Source organism: Haloarcula rara (assembly GCF_029338235.1).
GTDB classification, from domain to species: domain Archaea; phylum Halobacteriota; class Halobacteria; order Halobacteriales; family Haloarculaceae; genus Haloarcula; species Haloarcula rara.
This window is the reverse complement of sequence record NZ_CP119785.1, coordinates 2,631,377-2,647,007: the sequence shown is the minus strand read 5'-3', so window position 1 is coordinate 2,647,007 and position 15,631 is coordinate 2,631,377. Positions and strand designations below refer to the sequence as shown.

At 57.1% G+C, this 15,631-nt stretch carries 18 protein-coding genes, 1 tRNA gene and 1 pseudogene; 8 read left to right on the top strand and 12 right to left on the bottom strand.

Features of this window, described 5'->3' with window-relative positions; genetic code table 11:
• Window positions 1-63 precede the first annotated feature (63 nt).
• A pseudogene (locus P1K32_RS14100) lies at window positions 64-2,177 on the top strand (GH32 C-terminal domain-containing protein).
• 21 nt (window positions 2,178-2,198) lie between these two features.
• On the opposite strand, the gene P1K32_RS14095 reads toward P1K32_RS14100, so the two are convergent.
• From P1K32_RS14095 to P1K32_RS14085, 3 genes are all read right to left on the bottom strand, one after another.
• Entirely contained in the window at window positions 2,199-3,104 is a 906-nt protein-coding gene (locus tag P1K32_RS14095) for a hypothetical protein (RefSeq protein WP_276250341.1), read from the bottom strand.
• 105 nt (window positions 3,105-3,209) lie between these two features.
• Window positions 3,210-4,520 (bottom strand): glycoside hydrolase family 68 protein, encoded by a 1,311-nt coding sequence (locus P1K32_RS14090; protein ID WP_276250340.1) that lies wholly within the window; start codon window positions 4,518-4,520, stop codon window positions 3,210-3,212.
• 120 nt (window positions 4,521-4,640) lie between these two features.
• Entirely contained in the window at window positions 4,641-4,874 is a 234-nt protein-coding gene (locus P1K32_RS14085; protein WP_276250339.1) for a DUF7996 family protein, read from the bottom strand.
• Between the two features lie 185 nt (window positions 4,875-5,059).
• Between P1K32_RS14085 and P1K32_RS14080 the strand changes: the two genes are divergently transcribed.
• From P1K32_RS14080 to P1K32_RS14070, 3 genes are all read left to right on the top strand, one after another.
• Complete coding sequence (locus tag P1K32_RS14080; protein ID WP_276250338.1) at window positions 5,060-6,106, top strand: phytoene/squalene synthase family protein; 1,047 nt, start codon at window positions 5,060-5,062, stop codon at window positions 6,104-6,106.
• 143 nt (window positions 6,107-6,249) lie between these two features.
• Window positions 6,250-6,624, top strand: a complete 375-nt coding sequence (locus tag P1K32_RS14075; RefSeq protein WP_276250337.1) for a hypothetical protein — start codon at window positions 6,250-6,252, stop codon at window positions 6,622-6,624.
• A 155-nt stretch (window positions 6,625-6,779) separates the two neighbouring features.
• A complete protein-coding gene (locus P1K32_RS14070) occupies window positions 6,780-7,127 on the top strand; it encodes a TRAM domain-containing protein (protein ID WP_276250336.1) in 348 nt (115 codons plus the stop codon).
• On the opposite strand, the gene P1K32_RS14065 is transcribed toward P1K32_RS14070, so the two are convergent.
• Window positions 7,124-7,687 (bottom strand): hypothetical protein, encoded by a 564-nt coding sequence (locus tag P1K32_RS14065; protein ID WP_276250335.1) that lies wholly within the window; start codon window positions 7,685-7,687, stop codon window positions 7,124-7,126. The two genes, P1K32_RS14070 and P1K32_RS14065, sit on opposite strands and share 4 nt — an antisense overlap.
• A 382-nt stretch (window positions 7,688-8,069) precedes the next feature.
• Between P1K32_RS14065 and P1K32_RS14060 the strand changes: the two genes are divergently transcribed.
• Window positions 8,070-9,083, top strand: coding sequence for a tyrosine-type recombinase/integrase (locus P1K32_RS14060; RefSeq protein ID WP_276250334.1), 1,014 nt, complete (start codon window positions 8,070-8,072; stop codon window positions 9,081-9,083).
• Window positions 9,084-9,164: 81 nt separating this feature from the next.
• Here P1K32_RS14060 and P1K32_RS14055 read toward each other — a convergent pair whose 3' ends face one another.
• Window positions 9,165-10,157: a hypothetical protein gene (locus tag P1K32_RS14055; RefSeq protein WP_276250333.1), complete on the bottom strand. Its 993-nt coding sequence runs from the start codon at window positions 10,155-10,157 to the stop codon at window positions 9,165-9,167.
• A 298-nt stretch (window positions 10,158-10,455) separates the two neighbouring features.
• On the opposite strand from P1K32_RS14055, the gene P1K32_RS14050 reads away from it, so the two are divergent.
• A complete protein-coding gene (locus tag P1K32_RS14050) occupies window positions 10,456-10,656 on the top strand; it encodes a hypothetical protein (RefSeq protein ID WP_276250332.1) in 201 nt (66 codons plus the stop codon).
• A gap of 881 nt (window positions 10,657-11,537) precedes the next feature.
• Complete coding sequence (locus P1K32_RS14045) at window positions 11,538-12,164, top strand: tyrosine-type recombinase/integrase (protein WP_276250331.1); 627 nt, start codon at window positions 11,538-11,540, stop codon at window positions 12,162-12,164.
• A 540-nt stretch (window positions 12,165-12,704) separates the two neighbouring features.
• On the opposite strand, the gene P1K32_RS14040 is transcribed toward P1K32_RS14045, so the two are convergent.
• The 7 genes from P1K32_RS14040 to P1K32_RS14010 form a co-directional block, all read right to left on the bottom strand.
• Window positions 12,705-13,049 (bottom strand): hypothetical protein, encoded by a 345-nt coding sequence (locus P1K32_RS14040; RefSeq protein WP_276250330.1) that lies wholly within the window; start codon window positions 13,047-13,049, stop codon window positions 12,705-12,707.
• Window positions 13,050-13,113: 64 nt separating this feature from the next.
• The gene (locus tag P1K32_RS14035; protein WP_276250329.1) at window positions 13,114-13,431 is read right to left on the bottom strand and encodes a DeoR family transcriptional regulator; all 318 of its coding nucleotides are present in this window, start codon (window positions 13,429-13,431) and stop codon (window positions 13,114-13,116) included.
• Entirely contained in the window at window positions 13,428-13,664 is a 237-nt protein-coding gene (locus tag P1K32_RS14030; protein ID WP_276250328.1) for a hypothetical protein, read from the bottom strand. The genes P1K32_RS14035 and P1K32_RS14030 overlap by 4 nt, the downstream gene beginning before the upstream one ends.
• Window positions 13,661-14,152, bottom strand: coding sequence for a pescadillo ribosomal biogenesis factor family protein (locus tag P1K32_RS14025; protein WP_276250327.1), 492 nt, complete (start codon window positions 14,150-14,152; stop codon window positions 13,661-13,663). The genes P1K32_RS14030 and P1K32_RS14025 overlap by 4 nt, the downstream gene beginning before the upstream one ends.
• Window positions 14,145-14,456 carry a helix-turn-helix domain-containing protein gene (locus P1K32_RS14020; protein ID WP_276250326.1) on the bottom strand — a complete coding sequence of 104 codons (312 nt, stop codon included), beginning with the start codon at window positions 14,454-14,456 and terminating at the stop codon, window positions 14,145-14,147. The genes P1K32_RS14025 and P1K32_RS14020 overlap by 8 nt, the downstream gene beginning before the upstream one ends.
• Window positions 14,457-14,933: 477 nt before the next feature.
• Window positions 14,934-15,008 (bottom strand) — tRNA-Val (locus P1K32_RS14015).
• 46 nt (window positions 15,009-15,054) lie between these two features.
• The gene (locus P1K32_RS14010; RefSeq protein ID WP_276250325.1) at window positions 15,055-15,324 is read right to left on the bottom strand and encodes a DUF7553 family protein; all 270 of its coding nucleotides are present in this window, start codon (window positions 15,322-15,324) and stop codon (window positions 15,055-15,057) included.
• Between the two features lie 109 nt (window positions 15,325-15,433).
• On the opposite strand from P1K32_RS14010, the gene P1K32_RS14005 reads away from it, so the two are divergent.
• On the top strand, window positions 15,434-15,577 hold the full coding sequence (locus tag P1K32_RS14005; protein ID WP_276250324.1) for a hypothetical protein: 144 nt from the start codon (window positions 15,434-15,436) through the stop codon (window positions 15,575-15,577).
• The last annotated feature ends 54 nt before the right edge of the window (window positions 15,578-15,631 follow it).

Here is a 15,631-nt window from a genome sequence, read left to right as displayed (position 1 = left end):
CGAGCAGAAGCGAAATCGAACAGTTGCCGAGCGTTTTTATATTTGCGTGTTCGAGTGTGTCCAATGGGAGCCACGCTCCGCATCGGCTGTCTCGTCGACGACGCTGACGCCGAGCAGTCGGCAGCGTACGACTGGTGTAAATCCCGGTTCGAGGCGGTGGCCCGCTGTCGGCCGGACTCGTTCGACCCGACCGAGTACGACGTGCTCTGGTGGCACCGTGTCGACCCGGTCGACCCGGCGACAGTAACCAACGGTGGGCCGCTGTCCGAGTTCGTGCAGGATGGCGGCGCACTCCTGCTGACGCTTGCCGCGATGACCGCGGTCGAACCGCTGGGGTTCGACGGCGTCGGCCCGGACGCCGTGGGCTGGGCGGAAGTCACCGAACCGACGGGCCCGCTGTGGAAGCGACTGTACGTCGACCATCCGATAGCGGCCGGGTTCGATACGCTCCGCGTCCATACCCGGGGCGCCGGTGTGACGGCCCCGTACGCCCGCTACGAGACGGTCGCACCCACGGAGGGGACGTGCTGGCCAGCACGGCCCGGGGCGACCACGAGGCGGTCACAGAGCGGTCGGTCGTCTCCTGGCAGCCGGGTGCCGGCCGCGTCGTCGGCATCGGCTCGGCGCTGTCCTTTCGGCAGCCGACCCACGACGTCTGCCGGGGCAACCGGGAAACGCTCGTCGCCGACGCCGTCTCCTTCCTGGCGGACGAGGGGTCGGTCCCGCTCACCGGCCGGCCGAAGGGCAGCGCGACGCTGTCGGCCATGCGCGAGCGCCTCGACGACGACCCCCACCGACCGGGCTATCACGTCTCCCCGCCCGCGAACTGGCTCAACGACCCCAACGGGCTTGTCCACTGGAACGGCCGGTACCACGTCTTCTACCAGTACAACCCCACCGGCCCGTTCCACGGCACGATACACTGGGGCCACGCGGTCAGCGACGACCTGGTCCACTGGGAGGACCGCCCGGTCGCCCTCTCGCCGTCGCCCGACGGCCCGGACCGCGACGGCTGCTGGTCGGGCTGTACGGTCGACGACGACGGGGTCGCGACTATCCTCTACACCGGCGGGCGCGGCACCGCACAGCTCCCGTGTCTGGCGACCTCGACCGACGACTCGCTCACCTCGTGGGTGAAGGACCCCGACAACCCAGTCATCGACGAGTTGCCCGCCGAACCCGAGGTGTTACGGACCGAGGACTGGGACGGCGAGTTCCGGGACCACTGCGTCTGGCGCGAGGACGGCGTCTGGCACCAGCTCATCGGCGCCGGGATGGAAGACGGCGGTGGCGCGGCGCTGCTGTACGTCTCGACGGACCTGCGCGAGTGGGAATACCGGGGCCCCGTCCTGACCGGCGACCGCGACACGGCGGGGACCGTCTGGGAGTGTCCGGAGCTGCTCGACTTCGGCGAAAAACAGCTGCTGCACGTCTCGAACTACGAGGACGTGGTGTACTTTCTCGGCCAGTACGCCGACGGCGAGTTCGCCGTCGAGCAGCGGGGTCGGCTCGACCACGGCGACTTCTATGCCCCACAGTCCATGTGGACCGACGACGGCCGGACGCTGACCTGGGGATGGGTCAAGGAGGCGCGTGACATCGGCGCCCAGTGGGACGCCGGCTGGTCCGGGTCGCTGTCGGTGCCCCGCGAGCTGTCGCTGGCCGAAGACGGCGGGCTCCGACAGCGGCCCGCCCCGGCACTCACCGAACTGCGCGGCAACGGCGACCATCGCGACGAAATCCGACTCCGCGCGGGCGGGTGCCACGAACTCGACGTCCGGAGCCGGCAGTTCGAGCTGCAGGCGACGGTCCAGCTGACGGACGCCGACGCCGTCGAACTCCGCGTGCTGGAGACGCCCGACGGCGAGGAGCGGACCCCGATACGCTACACCGCGACCAGCGAGGTCGTGGTCGACCGCACGCAGGCGAGCACGGCGCCCGAAGCGACGACCGACAGCCAGCGGATGACGGTGACACCGTACGACGCGCCGCTGTCGCTCCACGTGTTCGTCGACGGGAGTATCGTCGAGGTGTTCGCCAACGAACGCCGCTGTCTCACCAGCCGCGTCTACCCAGAGCGCACGGACGCGACAGGTATCTCGCTGGCTACTGTCGGCGGGAGCGCGACTGTGACCGACCTCGACTGTTGGGAGCTAGACAGCGCTTGGCGCTCGTAGGGTCGCTCGGCTGGCGCTATCTCACAGGGTGGTGCTCGTGCCGCTGTAGCCGCAGTCGTCACAGGCGGCGGTCTCGCGCTCGCCGAGGGTGTAGACGGCGACGTGGCCGCCACAGCGGGGGCAGTTCTCGCCCGCCGCCGGCTGGCGCGCCTCGGTCAGGACGCGGTCGAACATCGGCGTGGTGTCGCTGCTTGCCACGACCTGCGCGTGGACCGCCGAGACGGACTCTTCGACGGCGGCGCCCCAGATGAGGACCGCGTCGTCGGGAATCGACGCCTCGATGCCGTCGACGGCCTCCACGGCGGCCGCCAGCGTCAGGTCCTCGCCCCCGACGAGGTTGACCAGTATCGACCCGAGGTTGTCGACGTCAGTGTACGGCGCCGAAAGCGCCGCCTCGACCGCCTCGACCGCGTCGGCCGCCACGTCGCCGGTGTCCCGCGCGGTACCGGTGGTGATGGCCGCCGCCGTCCCGCTTCCAAGCACCGTCCTGACGTCCGCCGGGTCCAGGTTGATGACCCCCGGTCTGGCGACCAGTTCGTGGAGCGTCGTCACGACCGACCGGATGCCCCGCCGATGGTAGCCCGGCGGGATGACCACGGTCGCGTCGACGGCCGACCGAAGGCGGGCTATCTCCCGTGCAGTCGTGGGGTCCAGTTCGTCCGCCGTCGCGGGCGCCCCCACAACCGCGATGGTCACGCCCTCCCGTTCTGTCAGGCGCTCTAGCCACTCGGTCGGCGGGACGGTCCCGTTCGCGAAGTCGGTGGCGAAGACGGTGATAGAGGAGCGGTCCTGGGACGGGCTCGGCGGCTCCGAGAGCGCCGTAATGCCGGGGACCATTCCGAGCGTCTCACCGACGGAGGCGACGCCGGCATGGCCGATGACCACCGACTGGTGGTGCTCCAGAACGGCGACGGGTTCTCCTCGCATAGACAGGATGTACGGCCTGTATGACCCATGAGGACTAAAGTTGAACGGGCGACTGATGGGCAGTTGTCAGGTGAGTGCCGTCCCCACCCGGACGCCGGGCACCGTTCAGGGCCCGTAGCCCCCGCGTTCGTCGTCTGCCTGTGCGCCGGCGAGCAGGTCGCGCTCGGTCGGCCCGAGGGATTCGCCCGCCATCGGAATCTCCCAGTGACCGAGTTTGCCGACGATTTCGGTCCGTGTGCCCGAGACGTCGACTCGCAGCGTCGGCCCGAGCGTCCCGCCGAACCGTCGCCGCTGCTCGCTCTCGGTGAGGTGGGCAATCTCGTCGAGCGTCTCGCCGGCGAAGTCGAAGTAGTTGAAGAAGTTCTGGACCAACAGCTCCCCATCGTGGGGGAACGCCATCCACGAGTACGCCTGGAACGGCGCGTTCGCCGGGTTGGTCGCGACCAGGCCCGAGCCGTTGAGTGGGACGTACTCGCCGCGGAGCTCCTCGGCGACGAAACCATACAGCGCGTCGTAGCCCGAAAGCTCTGGGCCGAAGGTGTGGCGGTGACTGGAGATAAAGAGGTAGTACAGCCCGTCGCGGTAGACCACGTGGGGGCGTTCGAGTTCCTGGTTGACGCCGACGGCGTCCAGCAGCGGCGCTTCGAGCTCCCACTCCAGCGGGTCGCCGGTCGGCGATTGGGCGATGCCGACGCTGCCGTTGAACGCCTGTTTCGCGGCGTCGCCGTCGAAGCGGTCGCTTCCCTCCGGGACCGGCGAGTTGGCCTCGAAGAGGAGCCACGTCTCGTCCGTCTCGGGGTCCTCGAAGAACCACGGGTCCCGGAACGTGTATATCATCGCCCGTGACTGCTCTTCGCGTTCGTACCGCTCGCCGTCGGGAGAGAGGAGTTCGTGGTGAGTCCAGGGCCCACGGAGTTCGAAGCCGTCGGCGGTGTCGACCCGTCCGCCGCTGGCGCCGACGATACGCTGTGAATAGGTCAGCTCCTCGGCCCCGTCCGTGCCGGCCGCCGTGTAGAACAGATACACGTCGCCGTCGTCGTACAGCGCCGAGCCGGCCCACTGGCGCTGTCCCAGCGCATCCGAAAACACCGGCCCCGCGTCGTGCCACTCGCGGCCGTCCGCGGAGTAGAACGCACGGATTGTGGCCACGTCGTGGCGTTTCCCCGGCAGGAGCGCCGCCGGCGCGGTCAGCGAGAAACACACCCGGTAGCCGTCGACCGAGGCGAGCGTGCCGTCGCGCTCGCGGAGGAACCACGTGTCCCAGATGTGCAGATGTGGCATCTGGTCGGTTTCGGGCGGGTAGAACACCGGCGCGGTCGTCTCCGCGGTTCGTTCGAGACCGGCGGCCTGCTCGCGTGTCCAGCCGGCGCGGGCGCGAAATCCCTGCGCGCCCTCACCGGGCGAGAACTCGTTCATACCCCTGTGGATGGGAAGGACCGAAATAAAACTTCGCAGCGGGTACAACGGGCGTTGTATATGTTCACCACCCGCCGGCCGGTGGGTGGCTTGCTCGCGAGCGTGCTGGACCCAGCCTCCCTACTTGTCCGCCGAGTTGTCTTCCTCGTACCCGACACCCTCCGGCCCCGTGATGTCGAGCGGGCGAATCCACTCGTACCAGATGAACACGACGCCGAGGCCGTATCCCATCGCCCAGACGGCGCTGCCGACCCACGGATACCCCCACTGGCTCAGAAGGCCGTTGGCGAGGCCGGGAACGATGACCACCGCGGCGACGGTCAACCCGAGGATGATTATCTCGTTGCGGTTCATCGGCCGCCCCCCGCCGCGTGCCCGGTTCGCATAACCCGACGTATGGGACTGCGGAATTTAGGGGTGGCGTTTCGGCCACATCAGGGGCCGACACGGAGCGTCGGGACACCATCGACACAGTGGCCCACGGCGACTCCGTAGCCAACCCATTTTTATTACAGTATGCCTTAACCCGGGTGACGGGAATGTCTCAGAACCACACTGGCCGGCCGTCACAAGAAGACATTGAGTGGTGCTACGACGCCGTCCACAGAGTGTCACGGACGTTTAGCTTGACAATTTCGGAACTCGACGAGCCGATGGCGCGCGATATCTGTGTCGGATATCTTCTCTGCCGTGTCGCCGACACAATCGAGGATGCCGGACACATCCCCCCCGCTGCCCAGTCAGAGCTCCTCCGACTGTACAGCCAGACCCTCGACCCGGACGCCGACGCGTCCGTCAGAACGTTCGACGACGCCGTCGGCGAGTGGCTGCCGGCGACGCTGACCGACGACTGGGAGGTCGTCGACAACGCCGCCCGCGCCGTAGGCGTCTTCCGCTCGCTCGATAGCCACGCCCTGGAGAGCATCCGCGGACCGGTTCGCGAACTCGTCGACGGGATGGCGATGTTTGTCGACCGCTACGCCGACGAGGGCGGTCTGCGTATCAAGACCCTCGACGAGTTAGAGGAGTACTGCTGGTACGCCGCCGGCACCGTCGGGACACTCGTGACGGCGCTGGTCTCCCACGAAGCCACGCCCGAACAGACCGAGCAGATGGAGGACAACGCCCGCGCCTTCGCGCTCTTGCTCCAACTCGTCAACGTCGCCAAGGACGCGGCGACCGATATGGAGGAGGAGAACAACGTCTACCTCCCGCTAGAATTGCTGGACGAGGAGGGCCTAGACCACAGCGACGTCGGCGACTCCGACAACGTCGAGTCGCTGGTCCCGGTCATCGAGCGCGTCACCGCCCGCGCCGAGGGGTACCTCGACGGCGCCCAGACGTGGCTCGAAGCGATGCCAGAGACCCGCGGCAACACGCTCTCGGCGTGGGCTATCCCGTTCCTGCTCGCCGTCGGCACCATCCGCGAACTCCGCGAACGGCCCGCCGACGTCATCGAGCAGGGCAACGTCAAGATCACCCGCGACGAGGTCCACGCGGTCTGCCAGGAGTTCATCGGCGACAGTGCGCCACCCATCGGCGACCTGCGGACCCGCATCAGAAAGCAGCCACTCCACGAGTACTGACGACACCGAATCCACCCGTGGGCGGGCCACTCCCGACATTCCCCTTTCGCACAGAACGCTGTGAGGACTGGCTGTCCCATTTGGGAACGCTATGCGAACCCACAGCCGGCAGTATGAAGCCGTGGCTTGCCGAAGCGTTCGATATGCCCGACACGCTCGAACTCCCCAACGGCGACGAGGTAACGCCCGAAGACGTGTTCCTCTACAACGACTACCCCTACCGGCTGGTGTGGCTCGATAGCGAGGACCACGCGTTCAAGCTCTCGCCGCTGTACTGGGGAGACAGTGGCATGGACATCCCGTTCCGTGACCGCGAGGCACTCGTCGACCAGTGGGAACCCGAATCCCGCGGGGTGCTCTCGGCCGAGGAGTGGGCCGACTGGCTCGAGGCGGCCAGCGAGGATCCGCGCTTCGACGACGAGGAGCTCGCCGAACTGGCCGCAGAGCTGCCGACCGACTGGGACTACGAGCCTGCGACAGACGACGGCGGCGGCCTGCTCGACCGGTTCGGGCTCTGACTATCGTGATGCTGCAACCTATTAGGAGCCCGGCGCTCCAGACCACCGTATGCAACTCCCACTGCTCGCCTGCGGCGCCGGCCTGCTCGACCGGTTCGGGCTCTGACTATCGTGATGCTGCAACCTATTAGGAGCCCGGCGCTCCAGACCACCGTATGCAACTCCCACTGCTCGCCGGCGGCGCCGGCCTCGTCGTCCTGTTACTAGTCGTCGTGCTCTGGCGGCGCGGGTCAGCCAAAGCCAGCGCGTCGAAACGCGCCCACGACGCCGCACAGGAACGTGACCCGCCGGTCGAAATCGGTGGGACCTACGAGTTCGGCATCACAGAGTTTACCGACCACCACTCCGGCGACCGCGTCGCCGTCGGCAAGGTCGAAGGATTCGTTCTGTTTACCGACGGCGTGCCATCGTCGTGTTCGGTCGGCGAACCCATCCGGGCGACGGTCACCTCGTTTAACCGCGGCCACACCTCTGCCGACGCGACCTTCGAGGGGCGAGCCTAGTACCGCGAGAAGTTCTCGTCGGGGTAGACACGTCCCTCCGCCAGGTCCACGACGTCGAGCGTCGCGAGCCGGTTCAACCGGGCCGCCGCATCGTCTTCGTCGACCCCCAGCTCGACCGCCCGAGCGAGCACCAGCTCTCTCGTCGGCACGCTCTCGATGAGCCCATCGCTGTCGAGTACCATCTCCTCAGCGATGATTGCTTTCAGGATGGCGCCACGCTCTCGTTTCCCCGGCGTCCTGTCGCTGCCGGTCCACTCGACACTCATCGTCCCGTCGTCGTTGACGTGTGAGACCACGAACCCGTCCGGCAGCGTCTCGGTCAACCCTGCTACCAGCGCAGCCCGGTCGAGCCGCGCGGTGAAGTGATACCGATGACCATCGGTCGACTGACCGCTCTGGACGACGTTGGCGCCTTCCTGTTCGACTGCCTCGGTGATCGCCGCCGCGAGCCGGTCTCCGATCTCAGTGGCCGCCTCGTCGCGCTTCCTGGCCGCCTCGGCCGCGTCACTCGCAAGGTGTTCGTACGTCTCCATCTGCTCGTGGAGGGGCTCGTCGTCCATACGCCTGCACTGGGGCCCAGTAAATTACATATTTTGGCAGTGACAGCCGCGAGTGCACGACGGCGACCATCACTGCCACTAATCCCTATTGGCTTCGAGCCGCCGGCGACGGCAGTAGAAATGGGTTGGGGCGGATTCTCACCGGAGGCAGACGTGCTCGCTTCGCTGCGCGCGACTGCCAGGGTTCGAACCCTTGTCTCCCATGCAGACGCCGCTGGCTCCTCACTTCGTCCGTCGCAGTCGGCGTCAGAAATGGGTTGGGGCGGATTCGAAAGTCGCGCACGCTACGCGTCCGCTCGTCCTTGCGGTCCTCAGCAAGCGGAGGACACGCAAGAACCGCCGACGTGGGCAAAATCTCGTGTGAGATGGTTTCCTATCAACCATGTCACTTGAACCGCTATCCCCGAAGGACGCAGTAGAACAGTACCTCAAATCAAGAGAACATGATGCAACGAAGAGTACTATCCAGAACCACCGTTACCGCCTGAAACAATTCCGACTGTGGGCCGATGAGGAAGGTCTCGACAATATGAATGATATGACTGGCAGGCTCGCAGAAGTCTTCAAGAATTGGCGGATTTCGGAAGGGGGTGTAAACTCTGTTACTCTTGAACAGCACCTTCGGACTTTCCGCGTATTCATTCGTTGGTGTGAGTCAGTCGATGCAGTAGAGGAAGGAATAGCTGACAAAATAATAGTGCCCCGTGTCTCGAAAGGTGAGAAGGTCAGAGAGGAGTATATAGAGAGGGAGCGGGCAGAGAAGTTAATTGATTATCTCTGTCGGTTTCATTGGGCTTCGAGGAGCCATATCATCTTCCACATTCTCTGGCATTCTGGTATGCGACGTGGAGCACTCCACGCCTTGGACGTTGATGATTGGCACTCGTCCGAGGGATATCTTAGCGTCCGGCATAGGCCCGAGACTGATACACCGCTCAAACTCAAAGAGGACGGCGAGCGTAACATCACCGTGTCTGATAACCGACTCGCGCAAGCTCTTGATGACTATATACAAGAGAATCGCTTTGAGGTGTCGGGTGAACACGGGAGACGCCCGCTACTCACGTCTCGGAAAGGACGCTTACACGCGACTTCGATTCAGCATCATGTATATAAAGTTACACGTCCATGTTGGTTCGGTGAGGAGTGTCCCCATGACCGAGACACAGAGCAGTGCGAAGCGATGATGGCAGACAGTTACTCAAAATGTCCATCAAGCCTCTCACCTCATCCGGTGAGAAGAGGGGCAATTACTGCACATCTGAATGGCAACGTTCCCAAAGAAATCGCCTCAGAGCGTATGTCTGTCTCTGTGGATACTCTGGAAGAGCACTACGATGCTCGAACACTCGAAGATAGGCGCTTGAATCGGAAAGACTACCTCGATAACATCTAAGTTGGAGGTTTATTCTAAACGTCGATTTTCGACGTTCTGGATGGTTAATTAAGGGATTTTACAAGAGACCAGAGAATTGGACTACGAAATTTCAGGACCGGGAAACATTGGAGTGACGAGCCTTTCTTGCATTTTTTTATCCACCCCAATACGCCTAAGGATGATATAAATCAGTATCTTCCGTAATTCGCCTAATCGGTTCAATTCTTCATTAATTAGCTTCCCAGAATCAGCTTCGTGAACAACAAGATTCCGTATCTTTTTCGACTCTTTGACTATCTCTTCAATCTCATCCATATCAAACCCGATATCCAGATATTCAAGGAAAATCTTGATTTTTAGGTCAATCCCATACTCATAAAGATAGTTTTGTCTAAATCGCCTTTCTAAGAAATCAACCTTCTTTTCATCAAATTCTTGTTCAGCTGTTTCTATAACAATATCTTGGATGCGTTGCCTCTCTTCTTCATTAAATAGGTCACCAACAGATTCTTTGTACGATTCATAATTCTCATTCGCACATGACTCAACAGCTACCCACATCAGTAAAAATTCAGTAGAAGCAAAGACAGAGGCCTTGGCTTCCAAGAATTGCGATATTGGACTTAATTTATCCTTACGCTCGGCTTCAGATAGGGGTAATACTTCATCAAGCACCACATCAAGAAACGGACCAAGTTTCACACCGGGATTTGGTTTACCTGTTATCAGACCTTTGACTAACGGATTGTTGGTATTATCAATATCAAACGTAGCTGTAGACATTCGAAGGAAGGGTGCATCTTCTGTATTCTCTGGGAACCTGCCATTGAACGTTACATCCCTTGATAGAGTGAACGAAAGAATCATTGAAAGAGCATTGGCGATTTTGTCCGCTTCATCCTTCGGTTGGTCTATGTACACATTAGCCGTGTGCCAGTATCCACTCCTGTATTCTGAATCAAGTTCCCGACGATTTTCTTCAAACTCGTTAGCGCCCTCAATGGGCTCAATTCTAATACCATATTCATCATTCGTATATACATCATTTTCAGGTAGAGTCAAGTTTAGGAACGGATAGACACGCTCAGTCATGGAATTACCGTACAATCCCCATCAAAAAAGTCTTTGTTACCTTATGAAGAAATCATAGCTGAGGAATTTCGGTTATAACCTTTGCCCCTTTATAAGTGAACTCTTATTACAAGTATAGTGAAGAGAGTGAAGCTATTCACATCTTCTTATAATATGACTGAAAAATTGACTAAATCTGTGATGCTCTCAGACCAAGCACACAAAGAACTGAACCGAGCTTGTATGGCTGAATTTGGAACGACACATATCCGATATAGTGATGCAATTGAACAATTCTGCGAACAGGTGCTAAACAAGGATGAGTGATTTTCTTTGCGTGCTGAGTACTGATGTTCAAGACCGTATCGAATCGATAGGCGATGGTTCGCTTCAGGATGGCGCTGTTAAGCTACTGAAGCATTGGGACTCAAGGCCGACCGAGAAGCAGGAACAGGCCGCTCATGAACAAGAAATCAAGCAGAAGCAGGCTGAGCTTCGAGAGCAGTTGACTGACCGCTGATTTCGAAATCAGTGTTCTGAATCCGCCAAGGGTCGCCAGCTTGGAGAGGCAATGCGACACCCCAGAGCGACGTTAGGCCATCGAAACGATGGAAGAATCCTTTTGAGGACCTTCGAAACGGAACGTACCCCATTGGCGCGGGGAGGAGTAGTCGAGAGGCTACTGCTGGTACTGGTTCTCCAGCCTTGTGGCAACACTATCAATGGGACGTTCATAGGCTGTTTAGAAGAAATACAGAAAGTGAGTTATTAAGAAATAGTCGGGCGGCTCGAAACCGCAAGGGAATCGTCGCCGCCCTCCGACCATACTTGCCAACGACTGGATACTTAATTCGGCCATGTAGTGTCTGGTGAAGTGCTTGGCCGACTGAATCTACTCCTTGCCGAGCAACACAAAATAGCATCTAATAGTGAACCGCAGTAAACACAGGCGCGGCAGACCATAACCGCCACAGCATTATGCTGTTAGCGTTGTCGGTCCCCCTGTGTTCACACATCGAGTGGAGCAGAGTGGCAGTAATTGTAGAAGGTTCATTCAATGTATCTCGGATTGAGATTAGTGAATTATAGAACAGCTCTATGAGGTTGTTTCTAAGATACAGTCCGATGAGGGCACAGAAACTCTCGTACAATTAACAGTATCAAAATACCCTATTTCTGGGGAATATTTCGAAGATTTTCAGAGTCTGGACTAGTGGGCGCAGAACCTAAACCGAATTGGTGCGTTTAAAAAAAAGCCTGTACCCCCCGGATGTTTTCTTCGACAATGTGTGCTTCCTGTTGTAGTAAATTTGTCCGGGAAGTGAGTTTTGGATTTTATTAATGAAAACCCAAACTCACAAGTGATTGGGGGAGGAATGCATATAAAGAGACAAACACTCAATGCCAGAATCTACAAATTCCCAAACTGAGCAGGGTGCAAAAGCACAGGTATGGCTCAAGCCAGAGCAGGTCGAGGATATACGAGATGCGACCACACGCGAGAGTGCCGACTATTTGGCTGGAAGAAATGACTCTCTGATAGCACTCCTCTATGATACAGGTCTTCGAGTAGGCGAGGGAGTGTCTGTAGATGTGGAAATGCTGGATTTAGATGATGGTGTATTGAGGCTCCCCGCAGAAGTTCAGAAAGACTATCCAAATGACAACACCCCTCAGTACACTGAGATTGAGCTTGCCAGTGATACAGTGCGGACTTTGAGGCAGTACCTCAATACACGCTGGCGTGAATCGCCCGCGTTGTTCCCATCACGCCAATCTGACCGAATGACTACAGAGAGTGTCCGTAATGTCGTCTCAGAAGCCGCAGAAGCCGCTGAGGTACGACCGTACACTGTTCGAGGAAGAGGAGAACCTTCGGAGATAGGCCCGCATACGCTACGTCACAGCGTTGCATATAGGATGCTCAATCGGGAGGAAGGGAATACACTCTATGATGTTACAAAGCGTCTCAGGCACGCAACGATTGTAACTACAGAACGGACATACAGCCACTTCGACCGGGTGTAGGTCGGGCATGCTGTGATGGTGCGTCGCCTGTGTTTACCCCATTTTCAGTCTTCCTGAGTTTCATCATTTTACTCGATTGTGAGAGCTTAGTTTAAAAACGCCAGTAGAGTCCAAAACTAACGACAAATAAACTATAGACCATTAGCAAGTAGATTTCTGCTGAGAGGATACCTCCCGGAGCCAAATACGAGATTCCGCTAATTGTGAAAACAAAGCCAGTAGCATGGAATAACAAAACGAAAAAAAGATATTCAGGATGGCCAACTCTTTGATGTATCTCTGTAATGTACTCAGAGACGCTAATACTATTATTTTCAGCAAATCGTTTCAGCTCATTCCTTTTCCAAGGTATTCTAAGGCCTTTGACTAATTCTTCCCTGCCAACGCTCTGATTATATCCACTTCGGGCATTTACCCGACGAATTTTGTCACCGACTTTGGAAGGTTGCTTTTCCCACTTTTCGTAATATTTGTATGATAGTGTTCCCCAAACCAGCAGAGCGGTCGTCCATGCCCCAAAATATACCGTTGGTGAGAGAGTCACAGGTCTTCAATATCGTCTTCGAGACGGTCTTCAAGACCAATATCTAATGAAATCTCAGCTTTTTCGTAGAACACTGTTCCGTCCCGCTCATTCTTTATTAGTAGACCTTCACGATTCAAATCTGAGACGCACTGGTATACACTGCCAATTGGAATGTCTGCCTCCTCAGACAAGTCTTCAGGGTCACGCTCACCATTCGAGTAATACCAGACGCGTCGTTTATTTGTTGAGCGCCCAAATTTCCCCTCAATCAGATTGATTAAATCATCTCTGTGGCGCTCTTTATTGAGTGTAGACAAAATATTCACGTCTCCCTGAATATCATTGATATCTCTCTGCATATTATTCACTTTTTGATTCAACTCACGTAGAAGGTCATTATCATTTGGCATTTTAAGTATGATATTACTCAGACGTAATCAACTCTGCGGCTCTCAACAGGCCAGTTTCTCTGTACTTTGTTCCAGAACGATTTCCTTGCCGCTCAATAAGATGTATCTCTTCCAAATTTCCGACTCGCCTTCTGACGGTTCTTTCACCTACATCACACTCTTCAGCAATCTCCTCGGTGGCCAGTGAACCCCATTCATCATCAATTTCTCCAACAAGGGCTTGCTCAACTTCGTCAAGGCCATTCAGTATTCCATTCAATTCTTCTTCTTTCTCAAGCGCAAGCAGTGTCCGAATGGTTCGCAGTTCGGCAAGAATCTCTTCGTTGGTCATGAATTAATCTCTCCCTCACTGCGAAGCGTTGAGACTGTTCCTCGAATACTACTTTCCGAAGTGCCTACCACTTCAGCCATTTCTTCATTCGCAAAACCCATATGGTATAACATTTTCACTTTTTCTTTGTTCGTAGCTCCATCGTCGAATTTTTCTTCTACTCTAAGTTGAAGTAACCATTTCAGCCGGTTGTCAATACTTTCAAGAAGTTCCTTTGATTCTTCATCCATCATTGATAATCCGTCAGTGAGGCGCCTTTTACATCTTCTTCCTGCTTTTCTACAGCCTCTTCTCCCGAGTCATCGTCTTCCTGTCTTTCTACAGCCTCTTCTTCCGAGTCATCGTCTTCCTGTCTTTCTACAGCCTCTCCTTCCGAGTCATCATCTTCTGGCTCTGGTATATCTGGCACTTCAATTCCCACTTCCTCTAAGCTAATAACGTGATGGTAGGGGGAATTTGGCGCATTTCTCTCAATAACGCCCATGTTTGACCATTCTTCATAACGAGACATAATCCAGTATCTTGAGTAAGAAATCAGCTCCGCAATATCACGAGTGCCATGCTCTCCATCTGTAAGGTGATAAGTTATTCTGAGGTCACGCTCTTCCTCTGGGTCTTCGGATGAGAGAGCTTCTGTGAGTATAGGTTTAGCTTCTTGTATTCCTATTATCTTGAGCCACCGACGTATATCACGCAAAATATCGTCAGTATCTTCACTCACTGTTCAGCACCTCCGTCTGATAGAAGTGCTGAATCATGGGATGGTCAAGTGCGGGCAAGGTCTTCTTGTAGCCGTTTTCTCCTTCCTCAATCAATTCAAAATCTTCCAACTCACCCACCGCACGAGAGACAGTAGCACTACTTGTTCCTACCTCGTTTGCAATTTCCGTTTGGGTCTTCCCCTCTTCAAGTGCCATCAGAACTTCCACATAATTGTCACTGCTGAGCATTTCATGCAGACTCTGGAAAAGGTCATTTCTTGTTTCAAGGGCCAGTAACACAGCTTCTTCAGTCGTCTGAGTCATCTATTGATTATCAAGTCTCTAATCCAGCATTAAACTGTCTCTAATTATAAAGTACAGAACAGTTGAAGTGCTTGTAGATAATGAGTAATTTGCAAGTTTTCATATTCACCCTCATCAGTGATGGTAGCGGCTCAGTAAGCACTAATAGTGACTTTTAGAGATAATTTCTGTTGGTCGAGTGTATTGTATATAGTGTATGTGTTCTGAGAGACGCAGGTGTTGACCACACACGCGCCACGCCGCCTGTGTTCACGACATAATGTGGCAGTACTGATACTTCACCAATTAAGAATTAGCTCGCACGCGCAAAATCCCCCTCATACAAAGATTTATTACTCAATACTCTGTTCCCTGAGTGAAACCACCTCACGGGAGACACCCCAAGGAAGCGGCTTCATCGAATGTAGTCGTGATACCCATTGCAGTACTTAAGCACAGGCGCGCTGTCTGGTCCTTTGGAAAGAGGAATGGAAGAAATGGGTTGGGGCGGATTCGAACCGCCGACCCTCGCCGTGTGAAGGCGATGTCATAACCGGACTAGACCACCAACCCGGCACCCGTAGCTATACGAGGGGCTACTTTAAGAATTGCGTTCCGATTACGCTTCCGGCGCCTGTTTCCCGCGGTAGTTCCCGATTCGCTCGCGGGCCTGTCCGATAGCGGTCTCGGCCTCACCCTCGGCGCGCTCCTGGAGCGTCTTCAGGTCGGCTTTCACGGCCTCCAGTCGGCTCGGTTCGGGTTCTTCCTCGGTCCCAGTGAGTTCCCGGAACCGCGCCTCGACCGGTTCGAGCTCCGCTTTGACGCCTTTGCCTGCGGTCTCGCCAGCGCGCTTGAGGTAGTACCGAGCGTCTTCGAAGTGTCTATTCATATCTGTCCTTTCGCGGAGAACAGATATAGCCTTTGTGGCGACCTTTGTTACCAGATAGCATTTGATTGGACGCAGGCACAAATGAGATACAGCGAAATCACTCTCCCGTATGCTACAAGCAAAATTCGAGGTCTGTACAGAGTGTGGCAACTTGCACATGGAAGGGGGGCAAGCACCGGAGCACATCGATTCGTGTGCCGTCTGTGACGGCCGCCTCGACGACGTCGAGCTGGACGACTTCATCGGCCTGTAAACTGGTCACGCTACCGTCGCCGGTGTACGAACTGTTTTCACCGGTACAGCGTTA

What these genes read in the sequence shown, in the direction of transcription:
- P1K32_RS14095 (WP_276250341.1), bottom strand. Translation starts at nt 3,104, where the DNA reads ATGCGAGGAGAACCCGTCGCCGTTCTGGAGCACCACCAGTCGGTGGTC.
- P1K32_RS14090 (WP_276250340.1), bottom strand. Translation starts at nt 4,520, where the DNA reads ATGAACGAGTTCTCGCCCGGTGAGGGCGCGCAGGGATTTCGCGCCCGC.
- P1K32_RS14085 (WP_276250339.1), bottom strand. Translation starts at nt 4,874, where the DNA reads ATGAACCGCAACGAGATAATCATCCTCGGGTTGACCGTCGCCGCGGTG.
- P1K32_RS14080 (WP_276250338.1), top strand. Translation starts at nt 5,060, where the DNA reads ATGTCTCAGAACCACACTGGCCGGCCGTCACAAGAAGACATTGAGTGG.
- P1K32_RS14075 (WP_276250337.1), top strand. Translation starts at nt 6,250, where the DNA reads ATGCCCGACACGCTCGAACTCCCCAACGGCGACGAGGTAACGCCCGAA.
- P1K32_RS14070 (WP_276250336.1), top strand. Translation starts at nt 6,780, where the DNA reads ATGCAACTCCCACTGCTCGCCGGCGGCGCCGGCCTCGTCGTCCTGTTA.
- P1K32_RS14065 (WP_276250335.1), bottom strand. Translation starts at nt 7,687, where the DNA reads ATGGACGACGAGCCCCTCCACGAGCAGATGGAGACGTACGAACACCTT.
- P1K32_RS14060 (WP_276250334.1), top strand. Translation starts at nt 8,070, where the DNA reads ATGTCACTTGAACCGCTATCCCCGAAGGACGCAGTAGAACAGTACCTC.
- P1K32_RS14055 (WP_276250333.1), bottom strand. Translation starts at nt 10,157, where the DNA reads ATGACTGAGCGTGTCTATCCGTTCCTAAACTTGACTCTACCTGAAAAT.
- P1K32_RS14050 (WP_276250332.1), top strand. Translation starts at nt 10,456, where the DNA reads ATGAGTGATTTTCTTTGCGTGCTGAGTACTGATGTTCAAGACCGTATC.
- P1K32_RS14045 (WP_276250331.1), top strand. Translation starts at nt 11,538, where the DNA reads ATGCCAGAATCTACAAATTCCCAAACTGAGCAGGGTGCAAAAGCACAG.
- P1K32_RS14040 (WP_276250330.1), bottom strand. Translation starts at nt 13,049, where the DNA reads ATGCAGAGAGATATCAATGATATTCAGGGAGACGTGAATATTTTGTCT.
- P1K32_RS14035 (WP_276250329.1), bottom strand. Translation starts at nt 13,431, where the DNA reads ATGACCAACGAAGAGATTCTTGCCGAACTGCGAACCATTCGGACACTG.
- P1K32_RS14030 (WP_276250328.1), bottom strand. Translation starts at nt 13,664, where the DNA reads ATGATGGATGAAGAATCAAAGGAACTTCTTGAAAGTATTGACAACCGG.
- P1K32_RS14020 (WP_276250326.1), bottom strand. Translation starts at nt 14,456, where the DNA reads ATGACTCAGACGACTGAAGAAGCTGTGTTACTGGCCCTTGAAACAAGA.
- P1K32_RS14010 (WP_276250325.1), bottom strand. Translation starts at nt 15,324, where the DNA reads ATGAATAGACACTTCGAAGACGCTCGGTACTACCTCAAGCGCGCTGGC.
- P1K32_RS14005 (WP_276250324.1), top strand. Translation starts at nt 15,434, where the DNA reads ATGCTACAAGCAAAATTCGAGGTCTGTACAGAGTGTGGCAACTTGCAC.